General features: G+C 66.5%; 19 protein-coding genes. 6 read left to right on the top strand and 13 right to left on the bottom strand.

Annotation, left to right across the window (positions count from 1 at the left end; genetic code table 11):
- Positions 1-27: 27 nt before the first annotated feature.
- The 10 genes from ABZ827_RS03310 to ABZ827_RS03355 all read right to left on the bottom strand — a co-directional run bounded on the left by ABZ827_RS03310 (position 28) and on the right by ABZ827_RS03355 (position 9,972).
- A complete protein-coding gene (locus tag ABZ827_RS03310; protein WP_357232159.1) occupies positions 28-945 on the bottom strand; it encodes a biotin-dependent carboxyltransferase family protein in 918 nt (305 codons plus the stop codon).
- Positions 942-1,592 carry an allophanate hydrolase subunit 1 gene (locus ABZ827_RS03315; RefSeq protein ID WP_357232162.1) on the bottom strand — a complete coding sequence of 217 codons (651 nt, stop codon included), beginning with the start codon at positions 1,590-1,592 and terminating at the stop codon, positions 942-944. Before ABZ827_RS03315 ends, ABZ827_RS03310 begins: the two co-directional genes overlap by 4 nt.
- A complete protein-coding gene (locus ABZ827_RS03320; protein WP_357232165.1) occupies positions 1,589-2,377 on the bottom strand; it encodes a 5-oxoprolinase subunit PxpA in 789 nt (262 codons plus the stop codon). Before ABZ827_RS03320 ends, ABZ827_RS03315 begins: the two co-directional genes overlap by 4 nt.
- Entirely contained in the window at positions 2,374-3,063 is a 690-nt protein-coding gene (locus ABZ827_RS03325) for a GntR family transcriptional regulator (RefSeq protein WP_357232168.1), read from the bottom strand. The genes ABZ827_RS03320 and ABZ827_RS03325 overlap by 4 nt, the downstream gene beginning before the upstream one ends.
- Before the next feature lie 94 nt (positions 3,064-3,157).
- Positions 3,158-4,471 (bottom strand): MFS transporter, encoded by a 1,314-nt coding sequence (locus tag ABZ827_RS03330; RefSeq protein ID WP_357232172.1) that lies wholly within the window; start codon positions 4,469-4,471, stop codon positions 3,158-3,160.
- A gap of 237 nt (positions 4,472-4,708) precedes the next feature.
- Positions 4,709-6,103 carry an MFS transporter gene (locus tag ABZ827_RS03335; RefSeq protein WP_357232176.1) on the bottom strand — a complete coding sequence of 465 codons (1,395 nt, stop codon included), beginning with the start codon at positions 6,101-6,103 and terminating at the stop codon, positions 4,709-4,711.
- 46 nt (positions 6,104-6,149) lie between these two features.
- Positions 6,150-7,232 carry a zinc-binding dehydrogenase gene (locus tag ABZ827_RS03340; protein WP_357232179.1) on the bottom strand — a complete coding sequence of 361 codons (1,083 nt, stop codon included), beginning with the start codon at positions 7,230-7,232 and terminating at the stop codon, positions 6,150-6,152.
- A gap of 30 nt (positions 7,233-7,262) precedes the next feature.
- On the bottom strand, positions 7,263-8,312 hold the full coding sequence (locus ABZ827_RS03345) for a hypothetical protein (protein WP_357232182.1): 1,050 nt from the start codon (positions 8,310-8,312) through the stop codon (positions 7,263-7,265).
- Positions 8,309-9,019, bottom strand: coding sequence for an aldolase/citrate lyase family protein (locus ABZ827_RS03350; protein ID WP_357232185.1), 711 nt, complete (start codon positions 9,017-9,019; stop codon positions 8,309-8,311). The genes ABZ827_RS03345 and ABZ827_RS03350 overlap by 4 nt, the downstream gene beginning before the upstream one ends.
- 65 nt (positions 9,020-9,084) lie before the next feature.
- Positions 9,085-9,972 (bottom strand): DUF6282 family protein, encoded by an 888-nt coding sequence (locus ABZ827_RS03355; protein WP_357232188.1) that lies wholly within the window; start codon positions 9,970-9,972, stop codon positions 9,085-9,087.
- A 255-nt stretch (positions 9,973-10,227) separates the two neighbouring features.
- Between ABZ827_RS03355 and ABZ827_RS03360 the strand changes: the two genes are divergently transcribed.
- The 4 genes from ABZ827_RS03360 to ABZ827_RS03375 are packed head-to-tail and all read left to right on the top strand — an operon-like array spanning position 10,228 to position 13,778.
- Entirely contained in the window at positions 10,228-11,091 is an 864-nt protein-coding gene (locus tag ABZ827_RS03360) for an IclR family transcriptional regulator (RefSeq protein ID WP_357232191.1), read from the top strand.
- Positions 11,072-11,464: an AraC family ligand binding domain-containing protein gene (locus ABZ827_RS03365; protein ID WP_357232194.1), complete on the top strand. Its 393-nt coding sequence runs from the start codon at positions 11,072-11,074 to the stop codon at positions 11,462-11,464. The genes ABZ827_RS03360 and ABZ827_RS03365 overlap by 20 nt, the downstream gene beginning before the upstream one ends.
- A complete protein-coding gene (locus ABZ827_RS03370; RefSeq protein ID WP_357232197.1) occupies positions 11,461-12,924 on the top strand; it encodes an aldehyde dehydrogenase family protein in 1,464 nt (487 codons plus the stop codon). Before ABZ827_RS03365 ends, ABZ827_RS03370 begins: the two co-directional genes overlap by 4 nt.
- Before the next feature lie 53 nt (positions 12,925-12,977).
- Entirely contained in the window at positions 12,978-13,778 is an 801-nt protein-coding gene (locus tag ABZ827_RS03375) for an inositol monophosphatase family protein (RefSeq protein WP_357232200.1), read from the top strand.
- A 36-nt stretch (positions 13,779-13,814) separates the two neighbouring features.
- Here ABZ827_RS03375 and ABZ827_RS03380 read toward each other — a convergent pair whose 3' ends face one another.
- Positions 13,815-14,405 carry a TetR/AcrR family transcriptional regulator gene (locus ABZ827_RS03380; protein WP_357234429.1) on the bottom strand — a complete coding sequence of 197 codons (591 nt, stop codon included), beginning with the start codon at positions 14,403-14,405 and terminating at the stop codon, positions 13,815-13,817.
- Positions 14,406-14,491: 86 nt separating this feature from the next.
- Between ABZ827_RS03380 and ABZ827_RS03385 the strand changes: the two genes are divergently transcribed.
- On the top strand, positions 14,492-15,817 hold the full coding sequence (locus tag ABZ827_RS03385; protein WP_357232203.1) for a DUF2236 domain-containing protein: 1,326 nt from the start codon (positions 14,492-14,494) through the stop codon (positions 15,815-15,817).
- 171 nt (positions 15,818-15,988) lie between these two features.
- Positions 15,989-16,417, top strand: a complete 429-nt coding sequence (locus tag ABZ827_RS03390) for a hypothetical protein (RefSeq protein WP_357232206.1) — start codon at positions 15,989-15,991, stop codon at positions 16,415-16,417.
- Positions 16,418-16,524: 107 nt separating this feature from the next.
- On the opposite strand, the gene ABZ827_RS03395 is transcribed toward ABZ827_RS03390, so the two are convergent.
- Positions 16,525-17,472: a peptidase gene (locus ABZ827_RS03395; protein ID WP_357232209.1), complete on the bottom strand. Its 948-nt coding sequence runs from the start codon at positions 17,470-17,472 to the stop codon at positions 16,525-16,527.
- A gap of 143 nt (positions 17,473-17,615) precedes the next feature.
- Positions 17,616-18,686: a magnesium/cobalt transporter CorA gene (gene corA, locus ABZ827_RS03400; protein ID WP_357232212.1), complete on the bottom strand. Its 1,071-nt coding sequence runs from the start codon at positions 18,684-18,686 to the stop codon at positions 17,616-17,618.
- Positions 18,687-18,709 lie beyond the last annotated feature (23 nt).

Genomic DNA, 18,709 nt, shown 5'->3' on the forward strand with positions numbered 1-18,709 from the left:
GTATGCGTGCTCACGGGGGTGCCGCGGCTATCCGCCGGCCATCGCGGAGAACGACACCCGGGCACCGGGCGGCGCCTGCGCGAGCAGATCGAGGTCGGGCTCGGTCACCACGCCGATGACCGGATAACCACCGGTGACCGGATGGTCGGCCAGGAAGACGATCGGCTGCCCCGACGGCGGGACCTGAATCGCCCCGAGCGGCATCCCCTCGCTGGGTAGGTTCACCACACCGATGGACAGCGCCGGCCCGGTCAACCGCACGCCGACCCGGTTGCTGTCGGCACCCACCGACCAGGTCGTCGACGTGAGTGTGCGCATATCCGCGGTGCTGAACAGTGAATCCCGTGGCCCCCAGCGGAATCCGAGGTCGATCACGCCGGTGGGAAGCGCGGTTCCGGTCAGTTCGAGCCGAGCGGACGGGGGATCGGATACGACGGCTCCGACCTGGAGTTCGTCCCCGGTTCGCAGTGCGGGCGGTCCGAGACCGGACAGCGAATCGGTGCTGCACGAGCCGAATACCTGCCGGCCGGCCAGGCCCCCGGCGATCGCGACATAGACCCGGACGCCCCAGGGCGGTCGCGCAATGGACAGCCGCTGCCCGGCGTGGAGGTAGAGCCGCTGCGGCTCGGCCACGATACTGCCGTCGACCCGAACCTCGGCGGGCGCGCCTGTCACCGACACATACCGGGGCGAGGAGGTGGCGACCGTAAGCCCGCCCATGACATTTTCCAGCAGGGGCGCACCCTCCGGGTTCCCGACCAAGCGATTGGCCAATGCTGCCGCGGCGCGGTCGGCCGGGCCGCATCCCCCGATGCCGAGGTGAGCGAGGCCGGCCCGGCCGGCGTCCTGCAGCGTCGTCAACGGGCCCGGGTCGACGACCCGCAGTCGCGTGGCTGTGTCAGGGGAACTCGGTGCGTAAGTCCGTGAGTCGAGCAGCGCGGTCATCGTGCCACCTCCTGGAAGATGATGCGGTCACCGACCGCCAGCCGGCTCGGGTGGTCCCACTCGATATTCCAGAGCACTTCATCCGTATGGCCGATGATGTGCCATCCTCCGGGGGTGCCGCCCGGGTAGACCACGGTTTGTGTGCCGGCGATGGCAACCGCTCCCGCGTCCACCCGGGGACGCGGTGACGACCGCCGCGGGATCGACAGTTGTTCGGCGGTTCCATCGATATAAGCGAACCCCGGGGCGAAGCCGAAGAACGCGACGCGATGGGTCGCACCGGTATGCGCCCGCACAATCCGCTCGTGGTCGAGGTGCAGGACATCGGCCACGTAGTCGAGATCCTCCCCGTCATAGACAACCGGCACCGTCACGATGTCGCCGTCGACACCATCTCCGGCCGTGGTCGGGTCGAATTCGCTGAGCAGCTCGTCGATCAGCGTGCGGATCCGCGGCATATCGTCGACCGAGTGGGCTGTCACCAGAATGGATGCTGCTGCCGGAACGAGGTCCTGTATCAGGGAAAACCAAGCGCGGTGGCGGCATTCGAGTACCAAGGGCGCGATATGCCCGGGCGGGACATCGATGAGCCAGCCACGGTCACCCGCACGGTGGATCGGCGTGGAAACGACCGCGTTCGAGATCATTCGGAACGTCCGATCGGTGCGAGGCGGAATCCGTTCTCCAGCAATGCTTTCTCGGTGGCGCGAGCCATCGTCACCGCTCCGGGGGTATCGCTGTGCACGCAGAGCGCGAGCGCGGTGGCCGCCGGCGGTGCCACCGTCACCCGATCGCCGTCGATCGAGGTCACCTCACGCTGGGTCACCATCGATACCGCACGGCGAGCGGCGATTTCGGCATCGGTCAGCAGCGCGCCGGGATGCTTCCGAGATACCAAACGTCCCTCGGACGTATAGCCGCGGTCTACGAAGACCTCGGCGATCGGCTCGATGCCCCGATCGACAGCGCGATCCCATACTTCGGTGCGGTACTGGCACAGCAGACGTAATGCGGGATCGACGATCGCCACCGCCTCGACAATCGCCGCCGCGTGCCCCACGTGATCGGCGGCGACGTTGTAGAGCGCCCCATGGGCCTTCACATAGGTCACCTCGGTTCCCGCGATCCGGGCGAACGCCTGCAGCGCGCCGATCTGGTACACGATCTCGTTGACGAGTGTCGCCTCGTCCACGTCGATGAAGCGGCGGCCGAATCCGGCGAGGTCCCGGTAGGACACCTGGGCGCCGATGGAGACGCCGCGCTCGGCGGCGAGAGACGTGGTACGCCGGAGGATATCCGGGTCGCCGGCATGGAACCCGCAGGCGATATTGGCCGCCGACACATGGCCCATGAGCTCTGCCTCGTCGAGGTTGCCCCACACCCCGAATCCCTCGCCGATATCGGTGTCGAGGTGTACCGACGGCGCGCTCATACGTTGCTTCCCCAGTACGTCCGCATATCCTCCGCGGAGTTCTCCCACGCGCGGTGCAGACCGGTCTGTCCGCCGTCGATATGGGCGACGATCTGCGTGGCCAATGCCGCGGCGTCGCCGTCGGCGAGTGCCGCGACCATCGCTTTGTGCTCACCCTGTACGCGGTCGTACGCGCAGGTGCCGTGCACGTAGAAGCGTGAGTAGGGTTCCAGTCGGTGATACATCTGCGCGATGAATTCGTAGCGCAGCGGAAGACCGGACAACCTATACATATCGAGATGGAACGCCAGATTGGTCCGTGACCAGCCGGCCGCACCGATATCGGAAACACTGTCCATCTCGGTTGCCATCGATTCGAAACGCGCGATATCCCGTCGCGATACTCGCTCGGTGACATGCTCCGCGAAGCTCGGTTCGATCAGGCGCCGCAGGTCGTAGATCTCGTCGATCTCATTGATGTCCAGGGCGGTCACGTAGGTGCCGCGACCCGGTTCCGATCGAAGTAACCCCTCACCCACGAGCGTGCGGATCGCTTCTCTCAGCGGTATGCGCGATACGCCGAAACGGTCGGCCAGTTCCTCTTGGACCAGGCGGTGCCCGGGCGGATAGACGCCCTCGACGATCGCGGTGCGCAGCCGGCCGGCGAGGTCGTCATTCGGACCGAGCGGGTGTGACGCAGGAGACATATACTCTGTATACACTGGATGCAGCGCGAGCGAAAGTGGGTGACCCGGGTTCGCGGCATCGTTTACGCGGACGTTCTCCGGCGTAACACGGTCCTTACGACGCGGGCTCGGTCCCGCTGACCGAAGTGCGGCCGCTGCCTTGTACCAGTGCGACGAAGCTGCCGACGGCAAGGGCGCCCAGGCAGAACGCGGGCACGAGCATGGCGTAGACCGGTGCACCGCCGAGGTGGGCGATCCAGGGCATGAGGTTCTGGGCGATGAACCCGCCGATACTGCCGATCGTCGAGATCAGGGCGATACCGCCGGCGGCACGCGCCCCGCTGAGTATTCGCGACGGCATCGGCCAGAAGCACGGGATCAGCAGCGATATGCACGGCGTTCCGATAACGATGGCGACGAATCGGAGGGCGTTGCCCTCGACCAGGGTGCTGCATCCGAAGCCCAGCAATCCGATACCGGCGAGCACCGCCATCCCGATCAGCGAGCGTCGTGGTCCCTCCAGACGTTTGGGCAGCCAGAGCAGCAATGCCGTGGTAACGAGCCAGGGGGTCGCGCTGAGCACACCGTTGGCCGTTCCGCCGACCCCGAATTCCCTGACCACTGTGGGGGTCCAATAGATCACCCCGTAGAGCGAGATCATGATGAGGGTGTAGACACCGGACAGGAACAGCACCCGGGGGTTTATCAACGCGGACAGCACATTGCCGTGGGACGACTGTTTCGGTTCGGATTCGTCGGCAAGTGTGCGCAGCAGCCATCCTCGCTCACGGTCGTTCAGGAAGTTCGCGGTGTGCGGGGTGTCGGGGAGCCAGCGCAGGACGACGAACATCATCGCGACGGCGGGGACTCCGGTGGCGAGGAAGATCCACTGCCAGCCGTGCAGGCCGAAGGTGCCGTCGAGTTCCAGCAGTGGCCCCCCGGTGAGGGCGCCGATAGCGTTGCCCAGCGAACTCCCGAGCGTGAGCACGGCAAGCGCGCGCACCCGATAGGCCAGGGGGAACCACAGGGTCAGATAGAACACGAGCCCGGGATACGCACCTGCTTCGGCGACTCCCAGGAGGAACCGTAGCGCCCCGAACATGGTTCCGGATTGCGCGAACCCCAGCGCCACGGTGACCAGTCCCCAGCTGCCCAGGATCCGGGCCAGCCAGAGCCGGGCGCCGAATCTGTTCTGTGCGAGCACGCTGGGTACTTCCAGCAGCAGATAACCGATGAAGAACAGGGACGACGCCAGCCCGTAGGCGGTCTCGGTGATGCCGAGATGGTCCACCATCTGTAGCTTGGCGAAACCGACGTTCTGCCGGTCCACGATAGCGATGAGGTATATCACCGTGACGAAAGGCATGAGACGCCAGAAAAGCCGTCTGACGACGCGTGCCTTTTCGGACGTGGAAAGGTCGGTATGCATAGGGACTCTTTCAGAGGGGCGGTCGAACGGCCGGCAGGATGCGACCGCCGCCGGCAACGATGACGGCAAGAATTGGTGAGGTGACCCGCGCCGGAGTCGGAGTTCCGCTGCGGGGGGAGTGGCGCGGGGCCGGAGTCGGCGATCAGCTCGGCCGGGGTCCCGTCCGTGGCACGTTCGGGGTCGGCGTCCTCGTCGTTGAAGACGCCGACTTCCGTGGCCCGTCTCTCACCGTTCGGATCAGTGAGCGACCTGGGCCGGCATTGCCGAACTGTCGGTTTCCCGCATGTCCACGTCGCGGGTTTCGGGTCCGAAGGTGGCCCCGAGGGCGACGAGGCAGCCGCCGATGACCGCGAGGATGGGTACCGCTGCTCGTTCGGAGAAGAGGTCGGACAGTCCGCTGATGTAGAAGGCGTAGAAGGCCGGGACAACGAGTGCCAGGCTGTAGCCGACCCCGTATCCGGTGGCGCGGATTTTGGCGGGGAAGCGTTCGGTCAGATATGCGGCGATGGGCCCGTAGAGCGAGATCGTGCTGATCTGAATAGTGAACGCGCACAGCGCGATCGCTACGGTATTCCGGGCGTCGAGGGTCGAGAGGACGAGGAAGGCCGCCGGCGTGATCACCGCTGCCGCGATTCCGGCCCCTATATAGAAGCGCCGCCGGCCTATTCGCTGCGACAGCACAGCGGCTCCGATGAAGGTGGCGACGGTGATCAGCGCGGAGATCATCATGATCGGTGTGATCGTGGTGCTGGGGACCTCGAGTTGCAGGCGCATGGTCGACGGGAGGACGGCGGTGCCCAGATTGGTGAGCAGCCAGGCGCCGCTCATGAGCACGAACACCTGCAGGAGTGTGGTCCGGTATTCGCCGCGTATCAGTTGCGTCAGCGGCGATCGCGTCGGCGCGGAATGCCGGCCAGTGTCGCTGTCGTCGTCGAACTCGGGTGATTCCTCGACATGGGTGAGGTAGTAGACGAATGTCGCGGCGGCGAGAACGCCTCCGAGTAGGAACGGTATGCGCCAACCCCATTGCACGTAGGCGGAGTCGATTCCGTTGGACGTCATCGTGTTGAGCAGGATCAGGGTGATGAGGGCGATCGTCGCGTTGGCGAGGGGGGAGGTGCAGGTGATCAGGCCACTCACCAGCCCGCGTTTGCGGGTGGGGCTCCATTCCATGGCGAGGGGGACGGCGGTGCTGTACTCGCCGCCGAGGAAGAACCCGCCCAGGAATCGGAGGCCGATCAGCATCGCGATCGCCCAGTGTCCGACGTGCTGGAAGCCGGGAAGGAGGGCGATCGCGCCGACCGAGATGCCGAATCCGGCGATGGCGACGAGGGTGGGCCGCCGTCTTCCGGCGCGGTCCGCCCATTGGCCGAAGAATGCCGACCCGAGGGGCCGCGCGATGAGGGTGGACGCGAAGACGAAGGCCGCGATGGCGGCTTCGGTCGCCGCGCTCGTCGTCTCGGATTGAAAGTAGATCATCGCCGGCGCCAGCGTGATGATCGGCAGGAATATATCGAATTGGTCGGCGTAATAGCCCAGTACACCACCGCGGATCGCCGACTTGCGTTGTGCGGCGTGGCCGGGCTCGACAGCGGTAGCGGGACGGCGTTGTGTCGTGGCCGGTTCGGTCATGGTCTGCTCCGTTGCTGGACCGAGGGAATGATGAGGTGGTGGGCGGCTACAGCAGTACGACGGATCGCAGTGCCGTTCCGGACCGAAGCTGCTCGAGCGCCGCGGGGACGTCGTCGAGGCCGATGCGTGCGCTGACGATCTTGTCGAGGTCGAGGGCGCCCGTGCGCCACATATCGATGACCTTCGGAAAGTCGCGGCGGATATCACTGGAACCGAAGACGGAACCGGCGATGCGCTTCTCGGTGGAATACAACTCGAACGGGGTGAAAGCGACCTCGGTGTCCTTGGGCCCGAGACCGGCGATGGCCAGCGTTCCGCCACGTCGCAGACTGTCGTAGGCCGCCCTGATCGTCGTGGCGGCACCCACTGCTTCGATCGCGAAGTCGAATCCGCCGGCGGGACCGGTGAGGGCGAGTGCGGTGTCGGGCAGTTCCTCGGGCGTGATGGCCGAGGTGGCGCCCAGAGCGAGGGCGAGAGTCCGCTTGGCCTCGACCGGGTCCACGGCCACGACACGGGAGGCGCCTTGTGCGACGGCCGCCTGGACCGCGGACAGGCCTACGCCGCCACAGCCGATGACGACGACCGAGGAACCGGGGGTGACACCGGCGGTATTGACGACCACCCCGACTCCGGTCGTGACGCCGCACCCGACGAGGGCGCCGATCTCGTAGGGTACGTCGCTGGGCAGCGGTACGAGATTGTGCTGGGTGACGATGACTTCTTCGGCGAACGCGCCGCATCCTGCCTGCGCCGCGACCGGTTCACCGTCGAGCAGGAACCGGGTGTGCGTGTATCCGGGTGTGCTGCTGAAGGTGCACAGTTGCGGTTGTCCGGAGGTGCATGCCCAGCAGTTCTGGCACTGCGGAACCCACGAGATGATGACGCGGTCTCCGGCGGCGAATTCGGTGACGTCGGCGCCGACCTCGACGACGTCGCCGGCGGCTTCGTGCCCGATCACGAGGGGAGTGGGCAAACCGAGCCGCCCGGACGCCGCGGAGAGATCGGAGTGGCAGACACCGGCCGCACGGATCCGGACCTTGACGAAGATACCTTCCACCGCGCCGGAATCGAGGTCGTCCCGGACGCTGATGTTATCGCTGCCGGGGGCGCTGAGTACTGCTGCACGCATGTTCGTTTGCTTTCTCGTCGGTGGGTGGGATCAGAGCCGGGGTGAGGGGGTGCGCCAGGGTTCGGGTCGCGGTGTGGTGGGTTCGAGATCGGTGTAGCCGCGTGCGGCGGCCACGCTCTTGCCGCACAGCTCGGAAACGGTGGTGCGGTGTTCGAGGAGGTAGCGGTCCAGTTCCTCGAGGGTTTCGGTGACGATCCGCGGCCCGTGGATCCAGAGCAGGGTCACCATTTCGACGGCGGAGGCGCCGCTGAGCAGGAAGCGGACGATATCGTCGGCGGTCCGGGCGCCGTTGGTGCCGATGAGTGGGACCGTGCCGTCGTAGGCGCGGAACGCCTTGCTCACGGTGTACAGGCTCATGGGCAGTGCCCATCGTCCGCTGTAGGCGCCCCACGAGCCGAGCAGTGGTTCGTGGGTGTGCACCGACGGGACGAATCCGTTGAAGCGCCCGGTCAGCGTGATGGCGTCGGCTCCCGCGTTGCGTGCCGCGTCGACGAGCCCGCCGATATCGGACGCCATACCCGGCAGTTTCACCAGCAGGGGAACGTCGAGCCCCGTGCGCACGGTGCGGACGAGGTGGCCGACGGCTTCGCTGTCGGTGAGTTGGCGGACTGCGTCGCGGGCGGCTTCGCGGCCGTGCGGAGCGCCGACATTGACCTCGACCGCGGGGACGACTTCGCTGAGGCCTCGGGCCAGCTCGCCGGCGGCGCGGGGGTCGGCGGCGGTGATGCTGCCGATCACCATACTGCCGGACGCCGCCGCGTACGCCTGGCCTGATTCGAGCATGGCGACCCAGTCGTCGAGTGATGCCTGGGCCAGTCCGCTGCGATTGAACAGTGCGGCGCCGGCCGGGACTTCCGGTGGGGCGACGGGCAGAAAATCCTCGGTCAGGAAGGCGTAGTCGGCGATATCGAGCTGGTCGCGCGCGGCTTGCGATTCGTTGATGGACTTGGCGACGACCGCCCCGGCCCCGGCGTCGACACAGGCGGAGATGCCTTCCAGTGTCATGGTCAGTTCGGAGGATCCGACCCAGACCGGGTTCTTGGTCGCGAGTCCGGCGACGGTGGTGCTCGAAGGGGTCATAGCGCTCTCATTTCCCGGGCCCGCAGTGCGAGTTGGGAGGCCGCGCCGCGCAACATCGCCACGTCCGATCCGATGACGATGTAGTCGAATCCCGATTCGATCGCGTGCAGCGTCTCCTCGGGGTTCGCGGCGAAGATACCGAGGGTGGTGCCGGCTTCCCGCGCGGCGGCGACGACGGTATCGATGACCGTACGCACCGGCGCCGAGGACTGGTCGCCGGGTGTTCCCGCGGAGACCGACAGGTCGAGAGTGCCGATGAAGGCGACGTCGAGTGCGGCGACGATATCGGCGACCGAGTCGTCGAAGTCCGCGGTTTCCAATTGCCCGATCGCCAGGGGCAGACGGGTGTGGCGCTCGAGGTAGTCGGTCAGCGGTAGGGCCCCGTACCGGGCAGCGGGTTGTGACAGGCTGATGCTGCGCGATCCGCCCGGGCCGTAGCGCAGAGCCCGCCGCAAACCGGAGGCAGTCGGCGCGGACCGCACCGTGGACAGCTGGATTCCGGCGGCTCCGGCCTCGATGAGCCGGTTGACCAGGCCGGTGTCCAGGGTCGGTATCCGCACGGTCATCGGGAGGTCGTTCGCGCGGGCGGCCGTGAGCGCGTGGCGTGCTTCGGCGTAGGTGAGCTGGCTGTGCTCGAGGTCGAGTACAGCGAAATCGAATCCCGCGAGGGCGATCAGGTCGACGACCTCGCCGCCGGGGATCTTCACGAACGTTCCGAGCTGGGGTTGCCGTGCGAGGCGCGAGCGGAGGTGTTCTCCGGGGGGATGCACGGTCACGAGACACCGGCCAGGGCCGCGGTGTTCTCGACGGTCATCGTTCGCAGGTCGGCGACCGAGACGCCGGCGGCGAGCAGGTCGCCGATGACACGCTCGTACCCCTCGACCGGCAACGGATTGCCTCGCTGGCCGAGATCGGAGCCGAAGATGGTGTTCTCCGGGCCGAGCAGCCGGATCAGCCGGACCAGTTCGGCGGGTTCCCAGTTGCAGAACGAGGAACGGTCGTCGTACATGCACAGGGAGTGCTCGACGGTCGCGCCCAGCGCGATCCAGTGGCGAACCAGGTCCTCGTCGGCTTCGATGACGAAATTGGGGTGGTTGACCAGGAGGCGGCCGATCCCGCGCTGTTTCGCTTCGGTGAGCACGGCGGTGACCTCGTTCGGCGCCATATGTCCGGTCGAGAGAATGAGGTCGTGTTCGGCGATGAGGTCGAGCACGTCGTGCACCGCGGGGATCAGTTTGCCGTTCTCGTCGAGAACCTCGATCGCGGCGCCGACGGTCAGCGCGTGGTCGGTGGTCGGGAATCGCAGTTCGTCGCTGTGGGCGCAGATATGGCGGTCGGAGCTGATCGTCGGGAACCAGACGATGCGGCCGCCGCGGTGGATCGCGAGTTCCACCGCCACGGGGTTGACGCCGCCGACGTAGTTGTTCAGTGCCACGCCACCGAGTACCGGGATGGGCATCGGGCCGCTGGACAGCACGGAGGACTCGATATCCGGCAGCATGCTGTGGTGGTGTGACTTCACGAGGATGGCGCGGAAACCGGCGGCGTGTGCCTGCTCCGCTGCTTCTTTGATGCCGATGCGGCGGGGAAACGGTGAGGGACCGGGGTGAACATGCAGGTCGCAGGCACCGTCGAGGACCTCGGCTACGTCGGCGTTCATGATGGAGTCGTCCTAACTCTGTCGGCAGAAGTTGTGTCGCTCTGAGGAGTGGCGGGGAAAGCGTCACCCGCGTGTCCGGAATAGTAGATGCGGTTGCCGATATCCGGGACCGCATCTCTACTTTGTGGGATCGCCGATGCAAAAGCAAGGCGTTTGACAAAAATTTTGTGACCGCCCACACTCGAGACGTCCCGATAAATTAGATACGATGCCCGCATATCGGAACAAATCCAATGCGCGGACCGAAGGGCGGCCATGACAGATGACGTAACGAGCAACCTCGACGCTACCGACGAGGACCTACCCAAAGCCGACTTGCAGGTCGTCGCCCGGGTAGCGACCCTCATGCGTCTGTTCAATCCCAGGCAGCCGACGCTCAAACCGACCCAGGCCGCGGAGGCGCTGGGCATGCGCCGGTCCACCATCCACCGATATCTCTCGTCCCTCGAACTGCACGGCTTCCTGAAGAAGACCGGTGACGGCGGGTACGAACTCGGGCCGCTGGTCGACCAGCTGGCCTCGCTCGGACTGGGTCGATGGCGTATCCAGGACGCCGCGGGTCCGATCATGGACGAACTCGCCGCGGCGACCCAGCACACCGCGGTACTCAGTGTCTGGGGCGGCAGCGAGCCCGTGATCACCCAGGTGCGCGAGGACTCCAGCCAAACCGTGCACGTATCGGTGCGCGTCGGGGCCACCCTGCCCGTCGACTCCGCCCAGGGGCTCATTTTTCTGGCATTCCTCAAAGACGGGCGCGCACGCCAGCGCGTCCTCTCCGGGCTCGGCGACGACCAGAAGCAGCAACTCCAGCGGAAATTGGCCGCGGTCGCGCAGCGCCGGATCGCCATGAACCAGAAAGTTGTCCAGGGCGTGCGCACCATCGCCGTGCCGATCCTGGGTTCCGACGGGAACATCCGCGCGACCTTGGCGGTCGTGGGAACCACCAGTTCCGTTCCCGACGATATCGAATCCGGGATCGCGCAGGCCCTGCGTGCGGCCGGACAGACCTTGACCGAACTCATCGCTGACGCGGACCCTGCCTCACCACCGGCGGCCCACCACGCACCGCCCGCGGTTCCGGCCGGCAACAGGAGAGAACATGCCCCAGAACTACAGTGAGCACGTCTACGGCAAGGTCGTGAATTTCTACGACCTCGAACAGGAGGACGTCCGCCCCGGTGTGGTGCGGTCCGGCTACGCGACCGACGAAGTCATGCTGGTCATGAACGTCCTGAAGAAGGATATGCAACTCCGGCCACACGTCCACGAAGACTTCGATCAGCTCGCCGTGGTCACGCGCGGAGAAGCGAACTACTACATCGGCGACGTGGCGCACCACATGGTCGAGGGCTCCGTTCTGCTGGTTCCCGCCGGCAGCTACCACTACATCGAGCCGCTGTCGGACGAAGTCCACAACCTCGACCTGTTCTGCCCACCGCGCGGCGACTACGCGCATCTGCTCGACTATCTGGCGCAGGGAGATCCGGCATGAGCACATCCACCGGCACCGCGATCCTCGAAACGGTCCGCGAGAACCACTACATCGGCGGCGTATGGACGCCCAGTGCCGTGGAGTCGTTCATCGATATCCACAGTGCACGGACCGGAACCGTTCTCGGCCGCGTCCCCGAAGGCGGGCACCCCGAGGTCGATTCGGCTGTCGCCGCCGCGCGGGCGGCCCAGCCGGCATGGGAAGCGCTGCCTCCCGCGGATCGGAAGGCCTTCCTGCACGCCGTCGCGGACGGTATCCGCGCGCGGGAGGAGATGATCGTCCGGCTCGTCGCGGACGAGATCGGCTGTATCGGCGGTACGGCGCGCGCGATGCAGATCGGTATGGCCGCACACACATTCGACGACGCCGCGGACAACCTCGACGCGGCACTCGCGCCGACACAACTGGGGAACTCCGACATCATCGTCGAGGCCCGGGGCGTGGTCGCCGCCATAACACCCTGGAACTTCCCGCTCTATCAGGCCGCGCTGAAGGTTGCTCCGGCGCTCGCCGTCGGTTGCACGGTGGTGCTCAAACCCAGTGAAGTCGCCGGTCTCACCGCCTATGTGCTCGCCGATATCATCGATGAAGCCGGGCTGCCCCCCGGGGTGTTCAACCTCGTCTCCGGTTACGGCCCGGTCGTGGGCGAACACCTGGCCGGTCACCGCGATGTGGATGCGGTGTCCTTCACCGGATCCGACCGGGCCGGTGCGCGCGTTGCCGAGGTCGCCGGAGCCGCCATCACACCGGTGACACTCGAACTCGGCGGTAAGAGCGCGCATGTGCTGCTCGACGACCACGATCTCGAAGCGGCCGTCCGCTACAGCGTCGGCAGCGCGTTCGGCAACAACGGCCAAGTCTGCGCGGCCCTGAGCCGGCTGATCGTGCCCCGTTCGATCCTGCCGGAGGTCGAACGACTGGTGGTCGCCGAAGCCGAGTCCTACCTTCCCGGCGACCCTCTCGACGCCGCCACCAAGCTGGGGCCGCTGGTCTCCCGGCAGCAGCACGACCGTCTCGTCTCCATCGTCACCCGGGCGAACGAGGACGGCAGCAAAGTTTTGCTCGGCGGAACCGCTCCCATTGCGGGCCTACCGGACGATCTCGCGGGCGGGTACTACTTCGCGCCGACCGTCTTCACCGATGTCGACCCCGCGTCCACGATAGGACAGGAAGAAGCCTTCGGCCCGGTACTCGCCATCCTCACCTACGACGGCGGAGACGACGACGCGGCGGCCATCGCCAACGGCACACCCTACGGCCTCAATGCGGCGGTGTGGTGCGAAGACGCCGACCGCGCAGCACGATTCGCCCGGAAAGTGAATGCCAGCACCGTCTACATCAACGCGGGGAAATTCAACCCATCCGCGCCCTTCGGCGGAACCAAGGGTTCCGGTTTCGGGCGTGAACGCGGTATTCACGGACTGCACGAGTATGTGCACACCAAGGCGATTCAGAGCTGACACCGGGACCAGGCCCGGTGGCACTGTCCGTTTGGTACGGATAGCGTCGTTGCATGCAGGACCACCTCGACGACCTCCGCTTCGCCCATGTCCTCCTGGACACCGCCGCCGCGGCGAGCATGGACCGCTTCAGAGCGCTCGACCTCGATGTCGAGACGAGGCCGGACATGGACCTGGTGCGCGACGCCGAGACGGAGGTGGAAAAGCTCATCCGTGGTCAGCTCCAGCGTTCCCGCCCTCGCGACGCGGTTCTCGGCGAGGGGGAGGGCCTGGAGGGCACCGGGCCCCGCTGCTGGGTGGTCGACGCCGTCGACGGCCTGGAGAACTTCGCGCGCGGTGTGCCGGTGTGGGCCACGCAGATCTCGCTGCTGGAGGCGTCGGCGGGCAGTTTACGGCCTGTCCTCGGTGTCGTCTCCGCCCCCGCGCTCGGTCGCCGGTGGTGGGCCGCGAAGGACCACGGCGCCTTCACCGGACGCAACCTCTCCTCGGCTTCGCGGCTGCGAGTCTCGCGGGTATCGAAGCTGGCGGACGCTTCGTTCGGGTACTCGTCCCTCGCGGGCTGGGAAGAGCAGGGCCGGCTGAACGGCTTCCTGGACTTGGCCCGCACGGTCTGGCGCACGCGCGCATACGGTGACTTCTGGCCCTACATGATGATCGCCGAAGGTGTGGTCGATATCTGCGCCGACCCGGAACTCTCACCGCTGGAGATGGCCGCGAACGCGGTTATCGTCACCGAGGCCGGTGGTACCTTCACCGGCCTCGATGGCAGCCCGGGCCCGCTCGGCGGCAGCGCGGCCGCGTCGAACGGCTTGCTACACGACGAGTTGCTCGGGTATTTGAACGAACGCTACTGACGTGTACGCGATCCCGCCGACCCGTGGCGGGCCGGTTCACGAGCGTCCCGGCCGAATCCGCTGCACCAGTTCGGAGCTGAGCCGGCGCACCAGCGCGCGCAAGCGTTCGTGCGTTGCCGACTCGGGGTCGGTGAGGCGCAGCTGGAGTAGTTCCTGACCGGCCGCGTGCAGAATTCGTGCGGTGTACTCGGGGTCTTCCAGATCCGGGTAGATGTCCAGCAGCAGGCCGACGAAGTACTTGCGGACCACGTCCTGCGATTCGGCCAGGCGTTCGTAGAGTTCCGGGGGAGCGCCCTGCGGTGGGAAAAGGAACAGTCGCCAGGTGGCAGGGTGTGCGTCGACGGCACGCAGCAGGCTGTCGAACGCATGCAGGGCCGGGCTGTCGCCGGTATCGCTGTCGTTCCCCGCGGATACGGCATCGGCGAACTGGAATGCCGCCCGCTGGGTTTCGCGGTTGATCAGGGCGACGAATAGACCAGGCAGATCCCCGAACTGCTGGTAGAGCAGTGAGCGATTGACGCCGGCCGCGTCCGCGATGCGGTTCGGGGTCGCCGCGTGGAAGCCCTCGGCGGTGATGATCGTATGCGCGATATCGAGAATCTGCTCGCGTCTCGCCTCGGCGGTCATGCGTCGTCGGTGCTGCGGCCCCATGCTTGACAGGATAACTAACACTCCGTGAGTATTAACTCACACACTGTTAGTTGGAGGGCGAGATGTCGACGACGTACTACCCGGAGCTGGCGCGGCGCGTACGTAGCCAGCGCGAACTACAGCCCGGTCTCTACGGAGATTTCGACTTCGGCAAGCAGCCCTACCGGCTCGCGACGGAGCCGGACGACTCGTCGTCCCTGCCGAAATGGGTCGCGCCGCGCGAACCGATCCTGGCCGATGAGCGTGTCACCGAGCTGATCACGACAGCGACGCTGCTGGGCGATACCGTCGCGGACCCGCTCGCCGCCCTCAGCGCGGAACGCAGCGTGACCGAACTGGTCACCATGGTCCGGCGAGCCTGCCGTGAGGGGATCGATGCCGTCCCCGAGGCGCCGCCGGAACTCGTATCGCTCATCGCCGCGATGGAAGCGACCCCGGAGTGGCTGGATATGGATCTTGTCCGTGCGGGGGCCGCGCAGTCACGTATCGCCGCGGCCCTGCTGGCGCCGTTCGTGATTCGGGGTGCGTTCATCGCCACATTCACCAACACTTACGCGGCACTCCCGATGGCGTTGACCGGCGCGCTGTCCGGGCGCCGTGCCGCCCGCCGCGTCAACGAGACGGCGAACTTCTTCGCGGTGACCACGCTGCCCGGCGCGCTGGACCGCTACGGTCCGGGCTTCGAGGCGGCGGCCATGGTGCGGTTGATGCATTCGATGGTCCGCTACAACGCCCTCACGCGTTCGGATCGCTGGGATCCGGACGTCTACGGGATACCGGTGCCGCAGGTGGATCAGATGCCCGCCGGCATGATCAACCTGTATCTTCTCTCCCTCCGGGTGCAGCGGCAGGGACGTACGGAATTCACCGACGACGAGCAGGCAGAGGTGGAGTTCGATCGCTACCGGTGCTTCCTGCTCGGCCTGCCCGAGGAGTTGCTGCCGACCACACCCGAGGGCATCATCCACGCCTTCCATGCCCGCGCGGCACTTCTGCGCGACGGTTTCGACGATGCCACCTGCGGCGAACTGATCCGGTCGACGATGGCGGCCTATCTCCGGCCGAACCGCACCCGATTCGACCGGATCGCCGACGCGGTCGAGCGGAGCTACAGCAAGGCCGGTTTCATCGCGGCGTTCTGCCACGGTAACCGGCACACCGCCCGGGCCATGGGCGTACCCATCGGGGCGGCCGATATGGCGCGGATCGCGCTGACGGCTCCCTTCATCATCGGGCGTCTGCTGATCGTCACAGGCGCGTACCGGATCTCGTGGCTGCGACCGGCCGTCGACCCCTACCTCACGAAGCTCGTGGAACGCCGGCTGGCGGAGTACGGCAATCCCGAGTTCGTCAGCGACGCCCGCACATACACTCCGGTCGCGGGCTGACCGCCGTCGGTGAGCAGACGAACGTCGGATCGGAAGCTATTGGTACACAGTAGTTCTGATCGGTGACGAATGGCCGGCCGGTAGTCTGTCCCGAAAACCCCGCACGGACAGCGCGCGGGCGCCGGGCTATGCTGCGGTGGCCGCGAACCGGGTCTCCGGAACGAGCGGCGGATGTCGCAGGGTCGTCACGCGCGGCACTGCCACGCGATCAACCGAGAGGATGTGGCCGGTAGCGTGAGTAGCTATCTGGTTGTCCAGCTGTACTGCACACCCGCGCAGGCAGACGCCGCCAGTAGAGCGGCGTCCGCCGAACTCGCGAAATTACCCGAATTCGACGGGGCGAGAACAGAACTGGCGACGACGGTCGAAGGCGAACACCGGCTGCACCTGGCCTGGGCCGAGGAACACCCGGGACAGGCTCCGGGCGAGCGCGCCTATTTCTCCCTCGAGATGACCTCACCGGTCGATGTACCGGAGTCCGTGTTGCGGAAAGCGGAGGACGAGATCATCGAGTGGATCGATACGACGTTCAACGACGAGGCGAACGATATCGCCGAAGTCCAGTGGGCGAGCTTCGCGGAAATCAGACAGGACGCCTGAATCGCCTGACTCGCAACGGCCGGAGTGCCTCACCGGCGAAGCCGATCGTGCCGTCCGGTGCCGGTATCTCGCCGGCCCCGGACGTCCCTGCCGATAACGCGGGACACTCACTGCGGGAAGAGAGTCAGAACTTCCGACATCACCTGGCGGGCGACGTCATCGGTGGCCGAGGTGACCTCCGCGACGGGTACACGTGGGACGAAAGCAGTGCTACCGGAAGGTAATTCAGGTCCGACCATGGCCGAGTAGATCGGGATACTGCTGTCGTACAGCGAGGTCGAGCGGAACACGGTGCGGTCACCGAACTTTTCCTCCGTGCCGCGGGTTGTCACCTGCTCGGGTACGCGGTACTCGTAGGCCACCGTGACGGTTTCGTCCCGGTACCGGAACAGGCATTGGGTCAGCCGGCGCTGATCTGTGTCGGCGGTGCCGGTCAGTTTCGCGCGAACCGCGCACGGGTCGGCGCCGAGCAGCACGGTGATGACCGTATCGGGTGAGGTGCCCTGGGGTGGCGACTGCCGCCAGCGGTCGACCATACCGGGCAGCAAACCGTCGGCGACCGCGCACGAATCACGGTTCGGAACCGATAGGCCGAGGTAGAAGGCTGCGCCCGCCGGGAAACGGACGGTGGCGCCGCAGGCGCGCGGGTCGCCGTCGCGGCCGGGGACCAGCAAGGCGCTCACATCACCCAGTTGTCTGCTGATACCGCGGCTCGGAGTGAGAGCGGGCAGCAGAGTCGTATGCCAGGTGAGGGTGGTCGCCTCGCCCGCGTTGCCGAGGCCGGCCCGGCACGAGTCGAGGCCGACCGTAACGCTCTGGATATCGCCGAGGCCGAGGTCGCCCAGGGTATCGCGGGGGAGTAGCGCGCAGACATCGATCTCACGGGTCGCCTGGGCGACGGCCGCCTGCTGCTGCGGGGTGTCGGCGGGTGCCGACCAGAATGCCGCCGGTGGCCGGGGCGCCGCCGGCGATCGGGTGTCATCGGTCCCGGTACCGTTACCGCAGCCCACCGCGGCGACCAGCACGGCTGCGACGAGCATGAGTGTGCGATTCATCGTCACCCCTGATCTCCCGGTATGAGCTGAACCCGATCGTTGCCGGCCTAGAGTCTGCGCGCACCGGCAACCACAGCGCAATTATCCCGATGTCCTCGGCCGGTCGGCCGGCTCCGGCCCCCTGCCTCGGAGCGGGCCGGTTTCTACAACCACCCGTTACGGCGGAACATCACGACCAGCCCGCCGCAGGTCAGCACCATTACCGCCAGCACGGTGGGGTAGCCCCAGACCTGTTTCAGTTCGGGCATATGTTCGAAGTTCATACCGTAGATGCCCGCGATCATGGTGGGAACCGCGGCCAGGGCGACCAGCGCGGAGATCTTGCGCATATCGGTGTTCTGCCGCACCGCGATACGAGCCAGTGTCGCGTTGATGAGCGCGGACAGCGCGTCGTCGAAATCGTGGACGCGTTCGGCGGCGGTGGTGTGGTGGTCGGTGACATCCCGCAGATAGCGGCGTACCTCTTTGTTCAGGCCGGATTCGGGCCGGGTGAGCATCTGTAGTGGCAGGGCCAGCGGTATCACCGAGCGGCGCAGTTCCACGATTTCGCGTTTGAGCTGATAGATCGATTCGATGGTGAGCCGGGAGCGTGGGGTGAACACCTCCTGCTCCATCTCCTCGACATCGGTCTCGATCTCCTGGACGACCTCGAGGTAGGTGTCGACGACGTGGTCGGCGATCGCGTGCAACACCGCACCGGGCCCGAGGTGTAGCCGTTCGGGGTCGGCTTCGAGTTCCGCGCGGACGGCCCGCAAGCCGGAATGCTCGCCGTGGCGGACCGCGATGACGAAATCGGCGCCGAGGAAGATCAGTATCTCTCCGGTCAGCACGATCTCGCTGGTGGTGTGCATATCGTGTTCGACATAGGCGACGGTCCGCAGGCCGAGCACCAGGGTGTTGTCGTAGCGTTCCAGTTTGGGGCGTTGCCGCCCCGTCACGGCGTCTTCGACCGCCAGCCGATGCAGCCCGAACACCGCGGCGACTTCATCCATCTGGTCGATATCGGGTTCGTGCAGGCCCAGCCAGACGAACCCGCCCTCGCCACTGTCGTTGTCGCGGACCCGGGCCAGGGCTTCGGCGAAACCGAACCGGCCTGCCAGTCGTTGCCCGTTACGGTAGATGCCGCAGTCCACGACGGCCCGTGCCGCCGGCACCGGGATCCGTTTCAAAGACACCTTCGGCCGGTTACTGCGACGATTCGGTTCGACCAACACTCCGCGAGCCTAGAAGCAATACC

This window comes from Nocardia sp. NPDC019395, assembly GCF_040632335.1.
In the GTDB taxonomy this organism is placed as follows: domain Bacteria; phylum Actinomycetota; class Actinomycetes; order Mycobacteriales; family Mycobacteriaceae; genus Nocardia.